Source organism: Mesorhizobium sp. M8A.F.Ca.ET.207.01.1.1, from assembly GCF_004794715.1.
Lineage (GTDB): Bacteria > Pseudomonadota > Alphaproteobacteria > Rhizobiales > Rhizobiaceae > Mesorhizobium.
This window is the reverse complement of sequence record NZ_SRUS01000012.1, coordinates 91,505-108,024: the sequence shown is the minus strand read 5'-3', so window position 1 is coordinate 108,024 and position 16,520 is coordinate 91,505. Positions and strand designations below refer to the sequence as shown.

Annotated in this window: 11 protein-coding genes and 1 pseudogene; 9 read left to right on the top strand and 3 right to left on the bottom strand. The window is 58.2% G+C overall.

What is annotated here, in order from left to right:
- Positions 1-8 precede the first annotated feature (8 nt).
- The 4 genes from EN850_RS28455 to EN850_RS28440 all read left to right on the top strand — a co-directional run bounded on the left by EN850_RS28455 (position 9) and on the right by EN850_RS28440 (position 5,458).
- Complete coding sequence (locus EN850_RS28455) at positions 9-1,556, top strand: ABC transporter substrate-binding protein (RefSeq protein ID WP_135917400.1); 1,548 nt, start codon at positions 9-11, stop codon at positions 1,554-1,556.
- A gap of 298 nt (positions 1,557-1,854) precedes the next feature.
- Positions 1,855-2,325: a (2Fe-2S)-binding protein gene (locus EN850_RS28450; RefSeq protein WP_135917402.1), complete on the top strand. Its 471-nt coding sequence runs from the start codon at positions 1,855-1,857 to the stop codon at positions 2,323-2,325.
- The gene (locus EN850_RS28445; RefSeq protein ID WP_135932937.1) at positions 2,322-4,427 is read left to right on the top strand and encodes a molybdopterin cofactor-binding domain-containing protein; all 2,106 of its coding nucleotides are present in this window, start codon (positions 2,322-2,324) and stop codon (positions 4,425-4,427) included. Before EN850_RS28450 ends, EN850_RS28445 begins: the two co-directional genes overlap by 4 nt.
- 77 nt (positions 4,428-4,504) lie before the next feature.
- A complete protein-coding gene (locus EN850_RS28440; RefSeq protein ID WP_189522237.1) occupies positions 4,505-5,458 on the top strand; it encodes an amidohydrolase family protein in 954 nt (317 codons plus the stop codon).
- 719 nt (positions 5,459-6,177) lie between these two features.
- Here EN850_RS28440 and EN850_RS28430 read toward each other — a convergent pair.
- The 3 genes from EN850_RS28430 to EN850_RS28420 form a co-directional block, all read right to left on the bottom strand.
- Positions 6,178-7,608 (bottom strand): aldehyde dehydrogenase family protein, encoded by a 1,431-nt coding sequence (locus tag EN850_RS28430; protein WP_135917410.1) that lies wholly within the window; start codon positions 7,606-7,608, stop codon positions 6,178-6,180.
- A 500-nt stretch (positions 7,609-8,108) separates the two neighbouring features.
- Complete coding sequence (locus tag EN850_RS28425; RefSeq protein ID WP_135917412.1) at positions 8,109-9,143, bottom strand: C-terminal binding protein; 1,035 nt, start codon at positions 9,141-9,143, stop codon at positions 8,109-8,111.
- Positions 9,144-9,203: 60 nt separating this feature from the next.
- A complete protein-coding gene (locus EN850_RS28420; RefSeq protein WP_210235465.1) occupies positions 9,204-10,967 on the bottom strand; it encodes a thiamine pyrophosphate-binding protein in 1,764 nt (587 codons plus the stop codon).
- Between the two features lie 475 nt (positions 10,968-11,442).
- Here EN850_RS28420 and EN850_RS28415 point away from each other — a divergent pair, with 475 nt between their 5' ends.
- The 5 genes and pseudogenes from EN850_RS28415 to EN850_RS28395 all read left to right on the top strand — a co-directional run bounded on the left by EN850_RS28415 (position 11,443) and on the right by EN850_RS28395 (position 16,519).
- The gene (locus EN850_RS28415; RefSeq protein ID WP_135917414.1) at positions 11,443-12,630 is read left to right on the top strand and encodes an alpha-hydroxy acid oxidase; all 1,188 of its coding nucleotides are present in this window, start codon (positions 11,443-11,445) and stop codon (positions 12,628-12,630) included.
- A gap of 313 nt (positions 12,631-12,943) precedes the next feature.
- A pseudogene (locus EN850_RS37315) lies at positions 12,944-13,090 on the top strand (pseudoazurin); the annotation flags it as partial.
- A gap of 25 nt (positions 13,091-13,115) precedes the next feature.
- Positions 13,116-13,985, top strand: coding sequence for an MBL fold metallo-hydrolase (locus EN850_RS28405; protein WP_135917415.1), 870 nt, complete (start codon positions 13,116-13,118; stop codon positions 13,983-13,985).
- 550 nt (positions 13,986-14,535) lie between these two features.
- Positions 14,536-15,828, top strand: a complete 1,293-nt coding sequence (locus EN850_RS28400) for an amidase (RefSeq protein WP_135917417.1) — start codon at positions 14,536-14,538, stop codon at positions 15,826-15,828.
- A gap of 31 nt (positions 15,829-15,859) precedes the next feature.
- On the top strand, positions 15,860-16,519 hold the full coding sequence (locus EN850_RS28395) for a DUF2848 domain-containing protein (RefSeq protein WP_135917419.1): 660 nt from the start codon (positions 15,860-15,862) through the stop codon (positions 16,517-16,519).
- Position 16,520: the final 1 nt, after the last annotated feature.

Sequence of the window (16,520 nt, the reverse complement as noted above, 5' to 3'; positions counted from 1 at the left end):
GAACGCACATGTCGAAAATACGCATGCTTCGGAACACACTGGACCGCCGTCAGTTGATGGGTGGCGCGATTGCCGCGATGGCTCTTGGTTATGCGGGCTCCGCACTTGGGCAGAGCAGCCCAAAACCCCAGAAGGGTGGGTCTCTGCGCGTTGGCATCGCCGGCGGCGGCCCCACCGACTCACTTGACCCGCATTCCGCGATTACCCCGGCTGACATCGCCCGTGTTCTCAATCTCTACGACGGTTTGGGGGATGATAACGAACAGGCCGAGTATCGACCGCTTCTGGCAGAGGAGTTCGAGGTAAATCCCTCGGCAACCGAGTGGACGATTCGGATCAAGCAGGGAGCTGAATTTCACAACGGCAAGACGATCGGCGCGGATGACGTCGCCTATACGATTCGACGGATCATCGATCCGAAGAACCCTCGCAATGTAGCGCCGCTTATGCGCTCCATCGATCCAACGCAGATCGTCAAGCTGGACGACCGTACGATCCGTCTTAAGCTTCGCCGTCCCGATGCGGCACTGCGGGACGCTTTCCGCGTACTAAGCACCGGTGTCGTGCCTGTCGATTTCGACCCTAAGAGCCCCGTTGGTTCAGGCCCGTTCAAGCTCGACCAATTCGTTCCGGGTGAGCAATCGACTTTCAAGCGCTTCGAGAACTATCATGGACAAGCGCCTTACGTAGACGAACTGGTCCTCATCGATCTCCCCGACGATGTTGCGCGGGTGAATGCTCTTCTCGGAGGGCAGGTTCACGCGATCGAGGGTCTTCCCTACTCCCAGATACCGGTGGTGAGTGCCAACAGTAGCTTCAAGGTCCTGACGAGCAAAGCGGGGTCGTTTCGGCCATTCACGATGCGGGTCGACAAGCCTCCTTTCGACGACGTCAGGGTGCGGCAGGCTCTGCGGTTGCTGGTCGATCGCGAGCAGCTCGTAAAACTGGCCTTCTTCGGCCACGGACGCGTGGCATACGATGCGTACTCGCCCAATGATCCCTGTTTCGACACGTCTCTGGTTCGGGAGCGCGACGTCAAAGAGGCTCGGTCGCTGCTTGCCCGCGCGGGTCATTCCAATCTGCAGTTGGAATTAGCCACGACCGCGGCCGCACCGGGTCTGCTCGAAGCTTCACAGATCTTTGCCGAACAGGCGCGGGAAGGGGATGTGACAATCAACGTCAAGCGGCTCGACCAGGGCGGCTTCTTCGCGGAGTATACCAACTGGCCCTTCGCGGTAGATTACTGGACCAACAATCCTTACCTGAACCAGGTTGCCTTGGGGGAACTCGCCACTTCACCACTCAACCCGACCCGGTTCTCCGACGAAGAGTTCACGCGTCTTAACGACCTTGCCCGCGCCGAACTTGATCAGAACCGCCGGTGCGAGCTTGTGCATCAGATGCAGCGGATTTCCTTTGAGCGGGGCGGGCTGATCATCTGGGGCTACCCCGACACTATCGATGCTCACTCGGCCCAGATTGGCGGCTTGGAACCCGACCTTACGGGGTGGGGTCTGAACCGTTACAAGTTCAAGAAAGCATACTTCGTCGCCTAGTGACGCTGGCGAGGCCGACCAGAATAGGAATGACGTGATGCTGTATCGTTCCGCGATGAGCACAGAGGACGTTGCTGCTGCACCGGCAAACCTGCCGGTGCCGTCTGCGCCATTCCGATCGTTCAACCCTCGCCGTATGATCGGCGACATCGTTGCTTCGCCCCTTGAAGCGCCAGCAGCTGATGGGCCGGGAAGCCTCTTACTGAAATGACAGTCCGGAACTTCCGAAAAGGCGAGGGTCCTGAATTGTCGAACCAAATGTCACTTTGATCAGTGGCATGGAAGTGCAGGTATTTTCATGAGCGGCCCGATCCATCTGACAGTCAATGGAACGTCCAGGATTTCAGGGGCTGCGCCGACGGTCCCGCTACTTTACGTCTTGCGAAATGAACTCAATCTGATGGGCACACGCTTCGGCTGCGGTCTGGAGGCCTGCGGGGCTTGCGTCGTTCTCGTTGATGACCAGCCTGCGTATGCTTGCACCTTGGAGGTTGCCGCCGCAGCAGGTCGGCACGTGCGAACGGTAGAGGGCTTGTCGGTCGAAGGGAGGGCCGGTCCTCTGCAACAGGCCTTTCTCGATGAGCAAGCCGGTCAATGCGGCTATTGCCTGTCTGGAATACTGATGTCGGCTCAGTCGCTGCTGGAGCGCAACGCCGCTCCGACCCGGGAGGATATCGTAGCGGCCCTCGACAAGCATCTGTGCCGCTGCGGGTCCCACCAGCGTATCGTCCGGGCGGTCGAACGGGCAGCAGAGGCGATGCGCGCATGATACCTAACGCGCTTCCGCAGAGCATTTTGGATAATCCACGCCTGAATCAGTGGATTGGCTTCACCGACGACAAGGTCATTGTCTCAACCGGCAAAGTTGAACTCGGACAAGGTATTCTGACTGCACTTTCCCAGATCGCCGCTGAGGAGCTGGAGGTCAGACCCTCCCGTATCCTGATGCAATCGGGTGAGACCAGCTGCGGTCCTGACGAAGGCGTTACGGCGGGCAGCCTCTCCATTGAGATGGGTGGCGCAGCTATAAGGCAGGTCTCTGCTGAAGTCCGTCAATTGTTCATCGAGCACATCGCACGCATGGCCAAGGTGTCGCCCGAAAGCCTCAAAATTGAAGACGGTGAATTCCATTGCGACGGGGGCGTTGTCGGAACATATTGGAGCGAGGCCAGCGTCGTCGATCTCGACTGCGAGGCGAGGGGGTCACTCAATGTTCGGCAGCGATCCAACTACCGGATTGTTGGCCATGACCTACCACGGGTAGATCTTCCTGCGAAGGTGTTAGGATCCGCTTCGTTCATTCACGATATCAGACTCCCCGACATGCTCCACGCCCGGGTGCTGCGGCGTCCGCGGCGAGGAGCACGTCTCGCAAACGAGCCTCTTCTACCTGGTCGTTTTGCAGGGATGGTGGAGATCGTTCGCGAGGGCGATTTTGTGGCCTTGCTGTCCGACGATGAGTTTGTCGTCCAAGAGTGTGCACCATTGGTTGCGGACCGGCTCATATGGGAAGACGGCCAGCCTGTCCCGGACGAGGCGGGCGAGCCTGAGTGGCTCAGACGCCAGGCTTCCGTCGACACCACGCGGGATGTGGGAACCGTGGGCAATGCTTTGCGCACATCCAGGTTCGAGGCGACTTACTGGCGCCCCTACCTAGCGCATGGATCGATCGGACCCTCTTGTGCCCTGGCTCAGGTCGTCGGCGCGCGCACACTTACGGTTTACACTCATTCTCAAGGCGTCTTTCCGCTACGTGCTGCGTTAGCCAAGGCACTTGCCCTAGACCCCGCAGACATTGATGTGCGCCATAAACATGGCGCTGGCTGCTACGGCCACAATGGAGCGGATGATGCGGCTTTCGATGCGGCCTTTTTGGCGGTACGCACTCATGGCCGGCCCGTCAGGGTCCTGTGGACACGACGTGATGAGCTCTCAGCGTCACCAGTAGGCGCTGCCATGTCCATCGACCTGGCCGCCGAACTTGATGTCGACGGTCGGCCGTCGGGCTGGACCATATCGGTTTGGAGTACCCCGCACGCGCAACGGCCGGGGACCAGCGGTGGCGTCAATTTGCTCGGGGCCGAGGCCATACCAAACGGACCGCCATTGGTGACGCCGCTTGATCTGCCGGATGCGATTGGCGCCGGCGCTATGCGCAACGCTGTCGCGCTTTACGATTTTCCGCAGAAGCTCATCAGCCATTTTGTGCCTGACGTCCCGGTCCGCACGTCCGCTCTCCGTGGGCTTGGCGCGCTAGGCAACGTCTTTGCGATCGAGAGCTTCATTGACGAACTGGCCGACAATGCTGGCCAGGATCCAATCGCATTCCGACTTTCCTTGCTTAAGGATAGGCGAGCCAGGCGAGTGCTGGAGGCCGTAGCTGAAACGTCCCAGTGGAACACACTACGCACAAACAATGCCGGCGGCGTCGGAGTCGCGTTCAGCCGCTACAAGAATTATGCCGCCTACATGGCTACGGTCGCTGAGGTCAGCGTCGGCGAGACAGTTCAGGTGCACCGAATCTGGTGTGTGGTTGATGCGGGCCTCGTCGTCAGTCCTGACGGCGCCCGCAATCAAATCGAGGGCGGTATCGTGCAGGCGACGAGCTGGGCACTGCACGAAGAAGTCCGCTTTAGCGAAGGTGAGATCGCCGCCAAGAGCTGGGAGCAGTACCCAATATTGCGGTTCTCGGAAGCTCCCGCCGTGGACACTATGATAATTGACGCGATTGATGAGCCTCCGCTCGGGGTGGGGGAAGTTGCCTTGGGCCCGACAGCGGCAGCCATTGGCAATGCCGTCGCAATGGCTCTGGGTCAGCGTGTTCGCCGGCTCCCCTTCAACCGAGTTCGCCTCGTCGAAGCGCTGACTTAGTCGCTCGCCGGCTGTGGGGCGGCTTGCCGTCCGGCTCACGAAGCGCCTTTCCCGTAACCCATTGATCGGAAATGACCATGATCAAGAACCACCGCGTCATCGCCCTGGAAGAACATTATCTTGACAGCCAGTTGGCCCAGGCCATCAAGGCTTTTCCCATGCCGAAAATTGATCCCTTGCTTACTGATTTCGCCGAGGCGCGTATCGGCTCAATGGATAGTGCCGGGGTAGACTTTCAGATCCTGTCACACTTGCCTCCTGCGTTGCAGGGCCTGCTCACCAATGATGCAGCCGAAGTTGCCATTGCTGTTAACGATCGACTGAAGAAGATCGTCGATGCCGCACCGCATCGCTTTGCGGCGTTCGCGTCAGTGCCGACTTCCAATCCGGAAGCTGCGGCGCGCGAGCTCGCGCGCACGGTCGGAGACCTTGGTTTCGTCGGCGCCATGATCCACGGCCCAACAGACGGTGTCTTTTTAGACGATCCACGCTTCGACCCTCTGTTCGACGCAGCGCAACGTCTTGATGTACCGTTGTATCTTCACCCAGCTGATCCTCTGCCGGCGGTTCGCGATGCTTACTTCGGCCCGCTCGCCGAGAAGCACCCAATGTACCTGCGGGCGGCATGGGGATACACGATAGAGACCGCCACCCAGGCGGTCCGGCTGATCCTGAATAATGTTTTTGACCGGTTCCCTAGCCTAAAGATTGTCCTCGGACACCTTGGCGAAACCCTGCCCTATGTAATGGATCGCATGGACGAGGCTCTGTCGCGGGACGCACCGGATCTGCACTTCAAGAAGCAATTCCTTGAGCACTTCTATGTCACGACAAGCGGGTTCTTTTCCGACGCTCCGTTGAAATTTTGCATCGCCGAGATGGGCATCGAACGTGTCATGTTCTCAGTCGACTGGCCCTTCGCGTCCAATGAAGTCGCCTGCAGTTGGGCTGCCAAACTCGACCTTTCAGATCCGGACAAGGATCTTCTGCTGCATGGCAACGCCGAGCGACTGTTCCGTTTGCCAACGTAATCTCTGTCCGCCTGGACTGGCGAACTCGCTGAGAAGAGCTGCCAGCACCGTTGGTTGAGCCAGCATACAGTCGTGCGGGGCCGCCAGGCTGCACCATCTAAGGCCGGCTTCTTCGCGGAGTATGCCAAATGGCCCTTCGCTGTAGATTACTGGCCCCACAATCCTTACCTGAACCACGTTGCCTTGGGTTGGAACCCGACCTTACGGGCAGGGTATGAACCGTTAGAAATTCAAGAAAGCATACTTCGTGGCCTAGTCTAGTGACGCTGCTGAACCGGACCTTTCAGAATAGCAAATGACGTGATGATGTATCGTTCCGCGATGGAGCGGCCTATGCCCGGGTTTCAGCCACCCTTTTGCGCCCTGGCCGTATCGATGGACCTTGGTGGGTGGTGACATCGACCATAATCTGGCTCATCGGGGCACGCCTCAAAAGCCGAATGAAAACATCGGCTTTGACCCTATCGCGGTATCTTTGGAAAACTGTGTTCCAGCTCCCGAAAAAGGCTGGAAGGTCGCACCACGGCTTCCTGTCCGCACGATCCAAAGCAACGCTTCGATGAAGCGGCGATTGTCGCCACCACTTCGTCACGGATCGGCTGGCTTGCCCAGACAATGCGGTTCCATCTTCGCCCATTGGGCGTCCGTTAGCACAACCGTTCCATCCAAAGCTTGAATCACAATCGAGCCAAAAGTGGAGTTCTGAATCTCAACAAGCCTTAGTCCATGATTGCCTTTGTCTCCAGGAATTCCTCGAGACCAAAAACACCAACCTCTCGGCCGTTGCCCGATTGCCTATAGCCGCCAAAAGGCGCTTCGTACTCTGTGTCGTCTTCGCTCGGTCCATTGTTAAGATATATGCGGCCGGCACGAATCCGTCGGCCAACTCTCCTGGCTTCACCGACGTCATCGGCAAAGACATGACCCGCAAGGCCGAAGATCGAATCGTTGGCGATGTCGATCGCTTCGTCTTCGTCCCGATAGGTCATCACCGAAAGGACCGGTCCGAAGATCTCCTGCTGGGCGATGGTCATTTCGCGTGTGACGCCGGCGAACACGGTCGGCCGCACAAAATAGCCCCGGTTGAGGCCTTCCGGCCGACCAAGACCACCCACGACGAGGCGAGCGCCTTCTTTTATGCCGGTCTCGATAAACGACTGCACGCGATCGAACTGCTGTTTGTTGACCAGCGGCCCATGCGTGGTCCTGTCCGCGCGCGGGTCGCCCACGACCATTGCAGCCACCGTGGACTTGGCGAGTTCAAGGCACTCATCAAGTTGGTTCTCGTGAACCAGCATGCGGGTCGGCGCCTGGCACGACTGTCCGCTGTTACGGAAAGCACGTATGACACCAGCAGGCACCGACCTGCCGAGGTGATTGCCGGGAAGCAGGATGTTGGCAGACTTGCCGCCCAACTCCTGGTGCACCCTCTTGACGGTTGCAGCAGCGTCGATGGCCACTTGGATCCCCGCGCGCGTCGAGCCCGTGAACGACACCATATCGACGTCTGGATGCGTGGAAATAGCATGCCCGACGGTAGGGCCGTCACCGTTGACAAGATTGAAGACGCCGGCCGGAGTGCCTGCTTCGTGAAGGATTTCGGCGAGAATGATCGCGCTCAAAGGCGAAAACTCGCTCGGCTTTACCACCGAGGTGCACCCTGCAGCAAGTGCGCTCGCGAGCTTCGCCATGATTTGGTTGAGCGGCCAGTTCCATGGGGTGATGAAACCGCACACACCGATCGGCTCGCGCACGATCAGCGCCTTGTCCAGCATCTGCTCGAACTCGTAGGTTTTCAGCACTTTGACTGCCGATTTTAGATGGCTGAGCGAAGAGGCTGCCTGGAGCTCGCGTGAGAAATTGATCGGAGAGCCCATCTCCAGCATCATAGCCTGCGAGACGTCCTCGAACCGGCGCCGATATTCATCGGTTATCGCATTAAGGAGATCGATGCGCTCGGCCTTGCTCCACCGCGAAAACGCTGGAAATGCCTTTTGCGCCGCCTTGACGGCTCGATCGACATCTTCGGCCGTGCCCAGATTGATGCGCGCAACTGGCTCTTCTGTCGCTGGGTCGATCACGTCAACTGCGTTGCGGGCGACCGGGTCAACCCACTTCCCGTCTATGTAGAATCTAAGATTGTTGTCCATAAAGACCTCCATTGCGCCGCCGTCGCTGCGGGCAGATCCAGCGGTGATCGACGTTTCCCTCGGTCGATATTGCTACATGTTAAACCTATCTTATCAACATATATTTTCCGGGTGCCACCGAATTCTTACGGTCTAATCCAACAACAATGAATGTGCCTGTCTTATGGATTGCCGGATCGCGATGGCTCCAGCCGCACTTCCGACGGAGGCTCATCTATGGCGCGTCAGGCGCCAGACACGCGCTCGCAATAATTGTCGAGCGTCGCGTTTTTGTTAGGGCGTGTTGGAAACGCTCGCTAAACCTGCTGGCCAGCATCCTTCTGTTTGCCCTGCCATCTAATGAGGCCAATTCATCGCGAAACGCTCTAAGCGGTTGTCGGATGCGCCCTTGCGTACGCTGAATTCTGTCGATTGTGCGCCGAGCTGATCGTTTGTCGCTCCACTACGTGGCGGAAGACAGACTCCAAGATCGAGTTTGCTTGAAAAGTGCTGCGCCTCGTTCAAGAAGCTAGCAGGTTTTCCTTAGAAAATTTTTCCCAATCTGGATTTACGTTGTTCCGCACCAGGCCATGCTCAAAAAAGTCTTTGAGCATGCCGGCTGACAGCCTACGGCGGTCACTCGTCGAGGCGTCAGAATAGGACGCGGCATGGGGCGTCAACGCCAGGCGCCCGGCAATCCAGGGCTCACGGTCCAACCATGCCTTGAACAAAGGCTGTGAAGGGTCCGGAGGCTCCGATGGCAGGACGTCGAATCCCGCAGCTCCCAGACGGCCGCTTAGCAGCGCGTCGTAAACCGCGTCGATATCGACCAGCTTGCCACGAGCAATGTTTATGAGAATGGCGCCTGGCTTCATTTCACCAAGCCGGTTGGCGTCCAGTAGTCGAAGCGTGGTATCATTGAGGGGCATGTGGAGACTGACCACATCTGATACGGAAAGCACTTCCGAAAGGGACTTGGCACGCCGAAAACCCATCCCCAGCTCATGCCCTTCGGGCAAGAGTGGATCAAAATACAGGACGCTCATGTCTAGAGCGGAAGCTCTCCTGGCCACTGCGGTTCCTATCCGGCCCAAGCCAACGGCACCGAAGATGCCGCCGCGGAGACGCCGCACGACTGGCACATTTTCACCGTTGAAGTTACCGGTTAGATCCGTCCTCAAGCGTTCGTCATACGAGCCAAGGCCCCTCGCTAAGTAGAGCAGCAGTCCAATCGCGTGGTCTGCTATTTCGGACGTACCGTAGTTCGGCACGTTGCAAACCGGAATGCCGGCTTCGGAACATGCACCTATGTCGATGTTGTCATAGCCAACACCTGCTCTGACGATGATCCGACACCTCGAAAGCTTGCCGATTGTAGAACGATCAAGGACGATGCGATTCCGCATCAGGACGGCATCGCAGTCGCCCCAATCTTCCGCACTTATGGCGCTCACATGTTGCACGCCACGAACGTCGAAAGACAAGTTTGGGCCGGCCACGTCGGCGGCAACCTCTTCGACGTCCATATCGGGCACCAGAACTTTGATAGTCGACATGTTAGGAGACTCACCCGTTAAACTTATCGGAGATAATGTGAATGACGATTGGTCGAACGTTCAGCCGCGCGACATCATCGAGGGAGGGGCGTAGGTCGCGCCAACGAGCACATCGATGAGATAAGGCCGTCCTTCTCTCACTGCATCGAGCCCTCGCGCGATCGCACTCTCGAGATCTTCGATGGTTTCAACTGGGCCTTCTGCCTGCACACCTTGGCTGCGCGCCATTGCACTGAGGTCAACGGCAGGATCATCGATGCGCTGACCAATCCAGCGGTTTGCGGTTTCACGTGACCTAACCTTCGCAACCGCCTCCTGGTGCAGCTCATCATTGAAATTCGATCGATTGTTGCTGACGATAAAGAGCGCCGGCAGCTGATAATGTGCAGCGGTCCAAAGAGCCGTAACACCTTGGAGAAAATCGCCATCGCCCAGGACGCCCACAACCAGTCTGCTCGTATCTTTCAACGCGAGCGCGGCTCCAACCGTCAGGCCGGGGCCTGCAGCCAGGCCGCCGCCTCCGTCGTGACCAAGAAAATCCAGCGGCCCACGAAGATCGAAAACGTCTCCAACCCAGCTCAGATTTGAGTGGGCCAGCGTCAATTCGCGATCACCTCGAGCACGTTGCAGGGCAACTTCGATATCGTGGGGATGTATTCCCGGGCCGGGGGAGTAGTCCCCTGATGGCGACGTGGACGCGGGATAACTGACGGAGCTTCCTCGGGTCAGGGAGCGCGTGGCGTCGAGCAGTTGCTCGACAAATCTGTCAGAGTTTGCCAGCACCGGCGCATCGACTGGGGGAAGCCCGAAATAATCCATGCTCCAGCCCCGATGTAGATGGCTATCCAGTGATACGTTAATGATCGTCGCCTGTATCTTGTGGGTTTCAGAACTTACGCCGCGCAACAGGCCGTTGAGGTCCGGCCAGTCCAAGCTCAAGATCACATCCGCGGCCGCAACCTCATCCTTGAAATTTCCACCCAAAATGGAGATTGGCGGCAAAACATGAAGCGGATGCGATGTCGGGAAAACAGCACGCTCGAGAACCGACGTCACCACCGTTGCGCCAAAGAATTCGGCGAGTTCGACACGGCGGTCCCAGTCCGCTTGAGATCGCGATCCACGTCCGATAAGGAAGAGGGGGTGTGTCGCGGCGTTCAGAAGATTCGCGATCCTGCTCACCGTAGCCGCATCCGCAACGGCAGCTGGCGCCGTACCGTAACGCGCCGGAGGAAGCTCCACCTGCTTTGTCAGACGGCTTTCCTGCATACCCGCATCGAGGCAGATGTAGACCGGCGCTTTTGGTTCAGTCTGCGTTAACTGCATGCCACGGAGAAATGCCTCGATTGTGCCGTGCGTAGACCGCGGCTCGTCGTCCCATTTCACATAATCCCGTAGGAGTGCTCCCTGATCCTTCGCCGTATGGATCCAGTCGATCCAGGGTCGCCGTTTCTCGGGTTCAATGGGGCCGGTAGCGCCCACGACGATCATGGGCATGCGGTCGCAATAGGCGTTGAAAATGCCCATGAGACCGTGCATCAGGCCGACGTTGCTATGGAGAATAGCCCCCATAGGCCTATCGCGCACTTTCGCGTAGCCGTGAGCGATTGAGATTACATGATCCTCATGCAGGCAAAGCAACATTTTCGGCCGCTCATCACCGAGGAAATTGACAAGGCTGTCGTGCAACCCCCGATAGCTGGCCCCCGGGTTCATGGTCACATACTCAATCCCGAGATGTCGCAGCATGGCAGCGGCGACATCGCTTCCCCACTCGGGGCTCGGCTCGGAAACGATCCCCGCTTGCAACTCCGACTGGCGCACCTAGTGCCCTCCCAAAAAAGCTTATTTATGAAGCTAAATTTCATATGCATTATGATAGCTTTCTATCGTCCTAATGTGCAATAGCGGTGTGCATTCCATCGATCCGCGGCCGCCGTTTGGTTGCATCGACAGGACTCGTGCTACGGATAAGCAGCATCGGAGACCTGTCGATCCAACTGTCGAACACTCCGATCCGCCGACGCTATATTCGGCATCGGCGCTGTCTTCATCGTCGCGGGGCTCCGTCCATAGCAGCGGTGCCGACGACCTCAGCACCGCACTCCCCCGGTCACATGCTGGCGTCACACGTGGCCTGGTCTGCTCCACCTATTGGCTGGTATTTATCTGCCGTTGACATGTTGCGAAATAGCATAGTTAAGTAGGTAATTAGCCAATGTCGGCTGCCCTTGCGGGGGGGCATTATTGTTATGCTCGAAGTTGCCATAAGGGTGCATAAGGGTGAGAGGAAACCGATATGCGTTTGACGGAATGCCTCTCCGTTTCGGATTTCAGGCTAGCCGCGAAGCGCCGATTGCCAAGATTTCTGTTTGAATTCATTGACTTAGGGTCCGAAGACGGGGTTGCGCTTAACGACAACATCGAATCTTTCAGAAAGATCAAGCTGCAGACTAGGTTTCTGGTCGACCTCTCCAAGCGCGATATGAGCACCCAGTTGTTTGGGATGCCACTTTCGCTACCCCTCGCCACTGCTCCAACCGGTATGGGAGGTTTTTGTTGGTACAGCGGCGAGGTTGCTATTGCGAAAGCTGCGGCAGAGGCTGGGATTCCGTTCACGCTCGCGTCGACGTCTGATGCCAGTATGGAGACCGTCGCGAGAGAAGCCGGCGGCCGACTTTGGTTTCAAATATATATGTGGAGGGAGACACACTATTGTTACGAGATGATCGCGCGCGCGCGTGACCTCGGATTCGAGGCATTGGTGGTCACTATCGATCAGGCGCTGGGGCGATCGAGAGAACATAATGAACGAAACAAATTCTCAATACCGTTCCGATTGAGCACCCGCACCAGCATTGATGCTGTTCGCCGGCCGCGCTGGTTGTTGGGCGTTGCGGCACAGCAATTAGCAAAGAAAGGAATTTGGTATCACGCCAATCATCCGCAACGGTATCAATCAATTTTAGGCAATGCAGCGATACCAGACCGACATGAGGCGATGACCTGGGATGAGATTGCTAAAATTAGAGATGTATGGCCGGGAAGACTAATTGTTAAAAGCGTTCTCAGTCGCAAGGACGCTCAAAAAGCGATTGCCTGTGGCGCCGACGCGATTGTGGTCTCCAATCATGGAGGGCGAGCTCTCGATTCAGCCGTCTCCTCAGTCGAGATGCTGCCGGAAATCGCTGCTGAAGTGGGCAAGCGTATACCTATACTTGTTGACGGCGGAGTGCGGCGTGGAAGTGATATTGCAAAGGCTTTGGGCCTTGGCGCGGCTATGGTTCTTATTGGTCGCGCTCCGCTTTACGGCGCTGCCGTTGCTGGGCAGCCCGGCGTCGCAAAAGTCTTCAGGCTCTTGGCTGACGAGTTTGAAAAAACTTTGGCCTATCTTGGATGTCGTACGCCGGCTGAGGTGGATAAATTCATTTTTGCAGATAACGCATTGCGGAATGCCCTCTCTACGGGCCAGGACCAGCATCGGTAGCGTCGCATCTCGTGGTGAATGAACACCCGGATATGGGCCGGCCAGCGTCGCACAACGCTCTCCGCGCCAATCACCCGGCCTATTGTCTGTATGCGGAGCTGCCATACGCGCGCTGCTTTCCTGGAAGATCCCGAGTAGCGGATCGAAGCTCGTTGGTTCTTTGCGCCAACGCAACGTCAAGCGATGTGAAACGAGGTTGTGCCAGCGCAGAGAGCGCCCCGCGAAGCACGCTGTCGGTCCTCTGGAACCGATAGGGCTGGCTCAAGAAAGACTGAGGGACAGATCCGATGAACAGAGCACTTTCGATCTCACCGTGGCAGCCGCATGTGGTGGCGACATGTCGGGCAAGCATCAAGTGCAGATGCTGAACAAGGGAACCACCGGGCGGGCTCAGCACTTCGAGCCGGAGTTCCTGAGGGTAGCACCCGGCGACACGGTGACATTCGGGGCAACGGACAAAAGGCCATATCTCGGAGGAAGGTAGCATGCAGACGCTTCGAATAGGGGACGTAACAATTACCAGCATAATAGAACGGGACGGCCCTTGGCGCCGACCCGAGGACATGTTCCCAGCTTATGATCCGGAGATCGGGCGGCGTCACATCGCCGAACTAGACCCGGTCGTTTTCGACAAGGCATCTGGCCGAATGGTTATCACGTATCAGAGCTTCGTCGTGCGCACGCCGAAGCACACCATTTTGGTGGACACCTGCACCGGCGACCACAAGGGCTACTCGGCTCCAATGGACTTTCCGAAACAGCCCTGGCTGGACGGGTTCCGTGCCGCGGGCCTGCGCTTCGAGGACATCGACTACGTTTTTTGCACTCATCTCGACATCGATCACTGCGGCTGGAACACCGTCCTCAAGGACGGGCGCTGGGTACCGACGTTTCCGAATGCCAAATACGTCTTCCACAAGGGCGAGTACGCCGCCAGGGAAGCTGAGACCCGGCAAGGCGACAATACGCTCGACAACGTCTGGCGTTTCAACTGTGAGCCGATCGTTGAGGCGGGGCAGGCACTTCTGGTGGACGAAAACTATGAGCTCGACAATACCGTGTCTCTGACGCTGACACCCGGCCATTCTCCTTGCCATTGCTGCGTCAATATCCGCTCGAGGGGCCAAAGTGCCGTAGTCACCGGCGACCTGTTCCACCACGCCCTGCAATGCCGCGAACCGGAATGGTCGACAAACTTCGACTGGGACCCAAAGGCTGGCATCCGCTCGCGCCGAAACTTCCTGGCATCGGTTGCCGGAACCGGCACCTTGGTTCTGCCGATCCATTTCCCAAATCCGACGGTCGGACGAATCGAGGCGGACGGCGACCGGTTTCGCTATTCTTTCGTACGTTAGAAGTGACACCGCGACCCAGCGGAACTCTGTTCCGAGCGACAGGAGGCGGAGGCATTTCAGGAGGAAAGGCTCCATGTGCATATTCGCCTAGGATGTGTGGGTTCCGATAGCGGACGCTTCCCCGAATGCCTGTAACGAGCGCACTCGAGAGTTCCTTCCTTTGATTAAGATTGGTCCCTCCTCGATGTGTAGCTCGACGTATGCGCGCACTTTGCCATCGTCAATCTGTGGTATTCCCACTCGAACGGCCTCGAGCTTCAGTCCGAGCGACGTGACGTGTGGTCGGTTATGTCTCAGCCGTGCCAGACTGTCGGATCGCCAGCGCATCACCGGGAATAGGGCAGCAGGTACCAAAGGTTGGCGCCGACGGCCTTGATTATCTGCCTAATGCGTGTCGGCCAAATCCTGCCAGCGTGCCTTCTTTATCTGAGCCTAGGACCGACGGTTAGATTGTCGCCGCCGGAAAAAGCTAGACAGACTGCCGGCAACAGGATTATGTTCATTAGGTATGTATGTTCCTATGTAAAATTTAGAGATATCGAGGTCTCCAATGGATCGGAAGTGCGCTGCGGTCGAGCGGCTAGACCGGGCGATTGCCGCCATCGGGGACCCAAATCTAGACGGCATGGTGGCTTGCCCCACCGTGTACTTTGAGGCTGCGCGCGCCGCGGCAACGGCAGCGGATGCGCGTGCAAAGGCTGGTATCAGTCTCGGGCCGCTCGACGGGGCGATCGTCACAATCAAGGATCTTTTTGATGTCGCCGGCGAGGTGACCCGCGCAGGTTCTGTGGTTCTCGCCGGCGAAGGCAAGGTTGCGACCCGTGATGCGGTTGCTGTGAACCGAATGCGGGCAGCGGGCGTGATCATCGTCGCGAAGACGAATATGAGCGAGTTCGCATTCTCGGGCGTCGGCACCAATCCGCATCTGGGAACGCCACGCAATCCACTCGACACCAGCCGGGTCCCGGGGGGCTCATCGTCAGGCGCCGCCGTGGCGGTAGCCCGCGATTTCTGCGAGATCGGGATTGGCACTGATACCGGAGGCTCGACACGGATACCGGCCGCCCTATGCCGCCTGGTCGGCTTCAAGCCGACCAGCAACCGGATTTCCACCGGAGGTGCTTTTCCTTTGTCGGAAAGTCTGGACTGTGTGGGTCCGATCGCCCGCACGGTCGACGCATGCGCTTCGGCGGACGCGGTTCTGGCCGGCGTCGAAGACGACCAGGCTGCGGTGCCGCTGGCGGGGCTGCGCGTCGGCGTCGTCCAAGGTTTGCCCTTCGAGGGCATAGATGCGGCGATTGCCGAGTCGTTCGATCGCGCCTTGCAGGCGTTGGCGGCCGCTGGTTGTCGCGTGACAGATGTCATACTGACTGAACTCGACGGCATGCGCGAGGTCAATGCCAAGGGCGGAATTGCAACCGCCGAAGCCTTCGCGTTGCACCGCCACAGGCTGAGCCAGGCTTCCCGCATAGATCCGAACATATTGGTGCGGATCGAACGCGGCAAGACGATCGGCGCCGCCGATTACATCGATATGATCCGTGGACGTGGCGCGCTTGCCGCTTCAGTCGGCCGGAGCGCGGCCGACTGCGATGTGCTCGTCATGCCAACTGTTCCGATCGTGGCACCGACGCTGGAGCAAGTAGCAAGTGCGGCAGGTTTCACGGAGCGCAATGCACTCCTGTTGCGCAACACGGCGATCGCGAATTTCTTCGATCTGCCCGCCATTTCGTTGCCTGTCGAAGGCCTGCCTGGCGCTGCTCTCATGATGATCGGGCAATCTGGCCGGGACAGGCGACTGCTGGCCATGGCCCGATCGGTCGAGGCATGTCTGGGCGAATAATGACCGCGTTGAAACAGAAGGAGGGGGTCACTTGATCCAAACGAGAACGCTCGATCCGAGGGATGTCAAAGATCTGACGATCGCCGGATGGACTGGCAGAAACCGTGATGCCGTCGAAAAACACATCCACGAACTAGAGGCGATCGGCGTTGCCAGGCCCACCTCCACGCCGATTTTCTACCGGGTTTCTGCCTCGCTCTTGACCGTCAGTCACTCGATCGAAGTGATGGGTGATGCCTCGAGCGGGGAGGTGGAGCCGGTGCTGGTCACACTCGGTGGCCAGCTTTGGGTAGGCGTCGGTTCCGATCATACCGACCGCAAGGCAGAAACAATCGGCGTGACGCTCTCGAAGCAACTTTGCGCGAAACCAGTAAGTTCGACACTCTGGCGCTTCGCGGACATCAAAGACAGATGGGATGACATCGAAATCCGCTCGCATATCAATGTCGACGGCGAACGGCGTCTCTACCAGGAGGGTACGCTTAGCACCATGCGCCCACCTGGGGAACTGGTGGTGCTTGGGTTCGGCGGTAAGGGTCTGAGCGAAGGGTCTGCCATGTTCTGCGGCACGCTCCCTGTTCGTGGCGGCTTGCAGCCGTCCCAGCGGTTCGAGATGGAGATGCGCGATCCATTAACCGGTGAGACAATCACCGCTGCCTACGACGTAATCACGCTGCCTGTGCGAGGATGAG

What these genes read in the sequence shown, in the direction of transcription:
- EN850_RS28455 (WP_135917400.1), top strand. Translation starts at nt 9, where the DNA reads ATGTCGAAAATACGCATGCTTCGGAACACACTGGACCGCCGTCAGTTG.
- EN850_RS28400 (WP_135917417.1), top strand. Translation starts at nt 14,536, where the DNA reads ATGGATCGGAAGTGCGCTGCGGTCGAGCGGCTAGACCGGGCGATTGCC.
- EN850_RS28450 (WP_135917402.1), top strand. Translation starts at nt 1,855, where the DNA reads ATGAGCGGCCCGATCCATCTGACAGTCAATGGAACGTCCAGGATTTCA.
- EN850_RS28430 (WP_135917410.1), bottom strand. Translation starts at nt 7,608, where the DNA reads ATGGACAACAATCTTAGATTCTACATAGACGGGAAGTGGGTTGACCCG.
- EN850_RS28445 (WP_135932937.1), top strand. Translation starts at nt 2,322, where the DNA reads ATGATACCTAACGCGCTTCCGCAGAGCATTTTGGATAATCCACGCCTG.
- EN850_RS28415 (WP_135917414.1), top strand. Translation starts at nt 11,443, where the DNA reads ATGCGTTTGACGGAATGCCTCTCCGTTTCGGATTTCAGGCTAGCCGCG.
- EN850_RS28405 (WP_135917415.1), top strand. Translation starts at nt 13,116, where the DNA reads ATGCAGACGCTTCGAATAGGGGACGTAACAATTACCAGCATAATAGAA.
- EN850_RS28440 (WP_189522237.1), top strand. Translation starts at nt 4,505, where the DNA reads ATGATCAAGAACCACCGCGTCATCGCCCTGGAAGAACATTATCTTGAC.
- EN850_RS28425 (WP_135917412.1), bottom strand. Translation starts at nt 9,143, where the DNA reads ATGTCGACTATCAAAGTTCTGGTGCCCGATATGGACGTCGAAGAGGTT.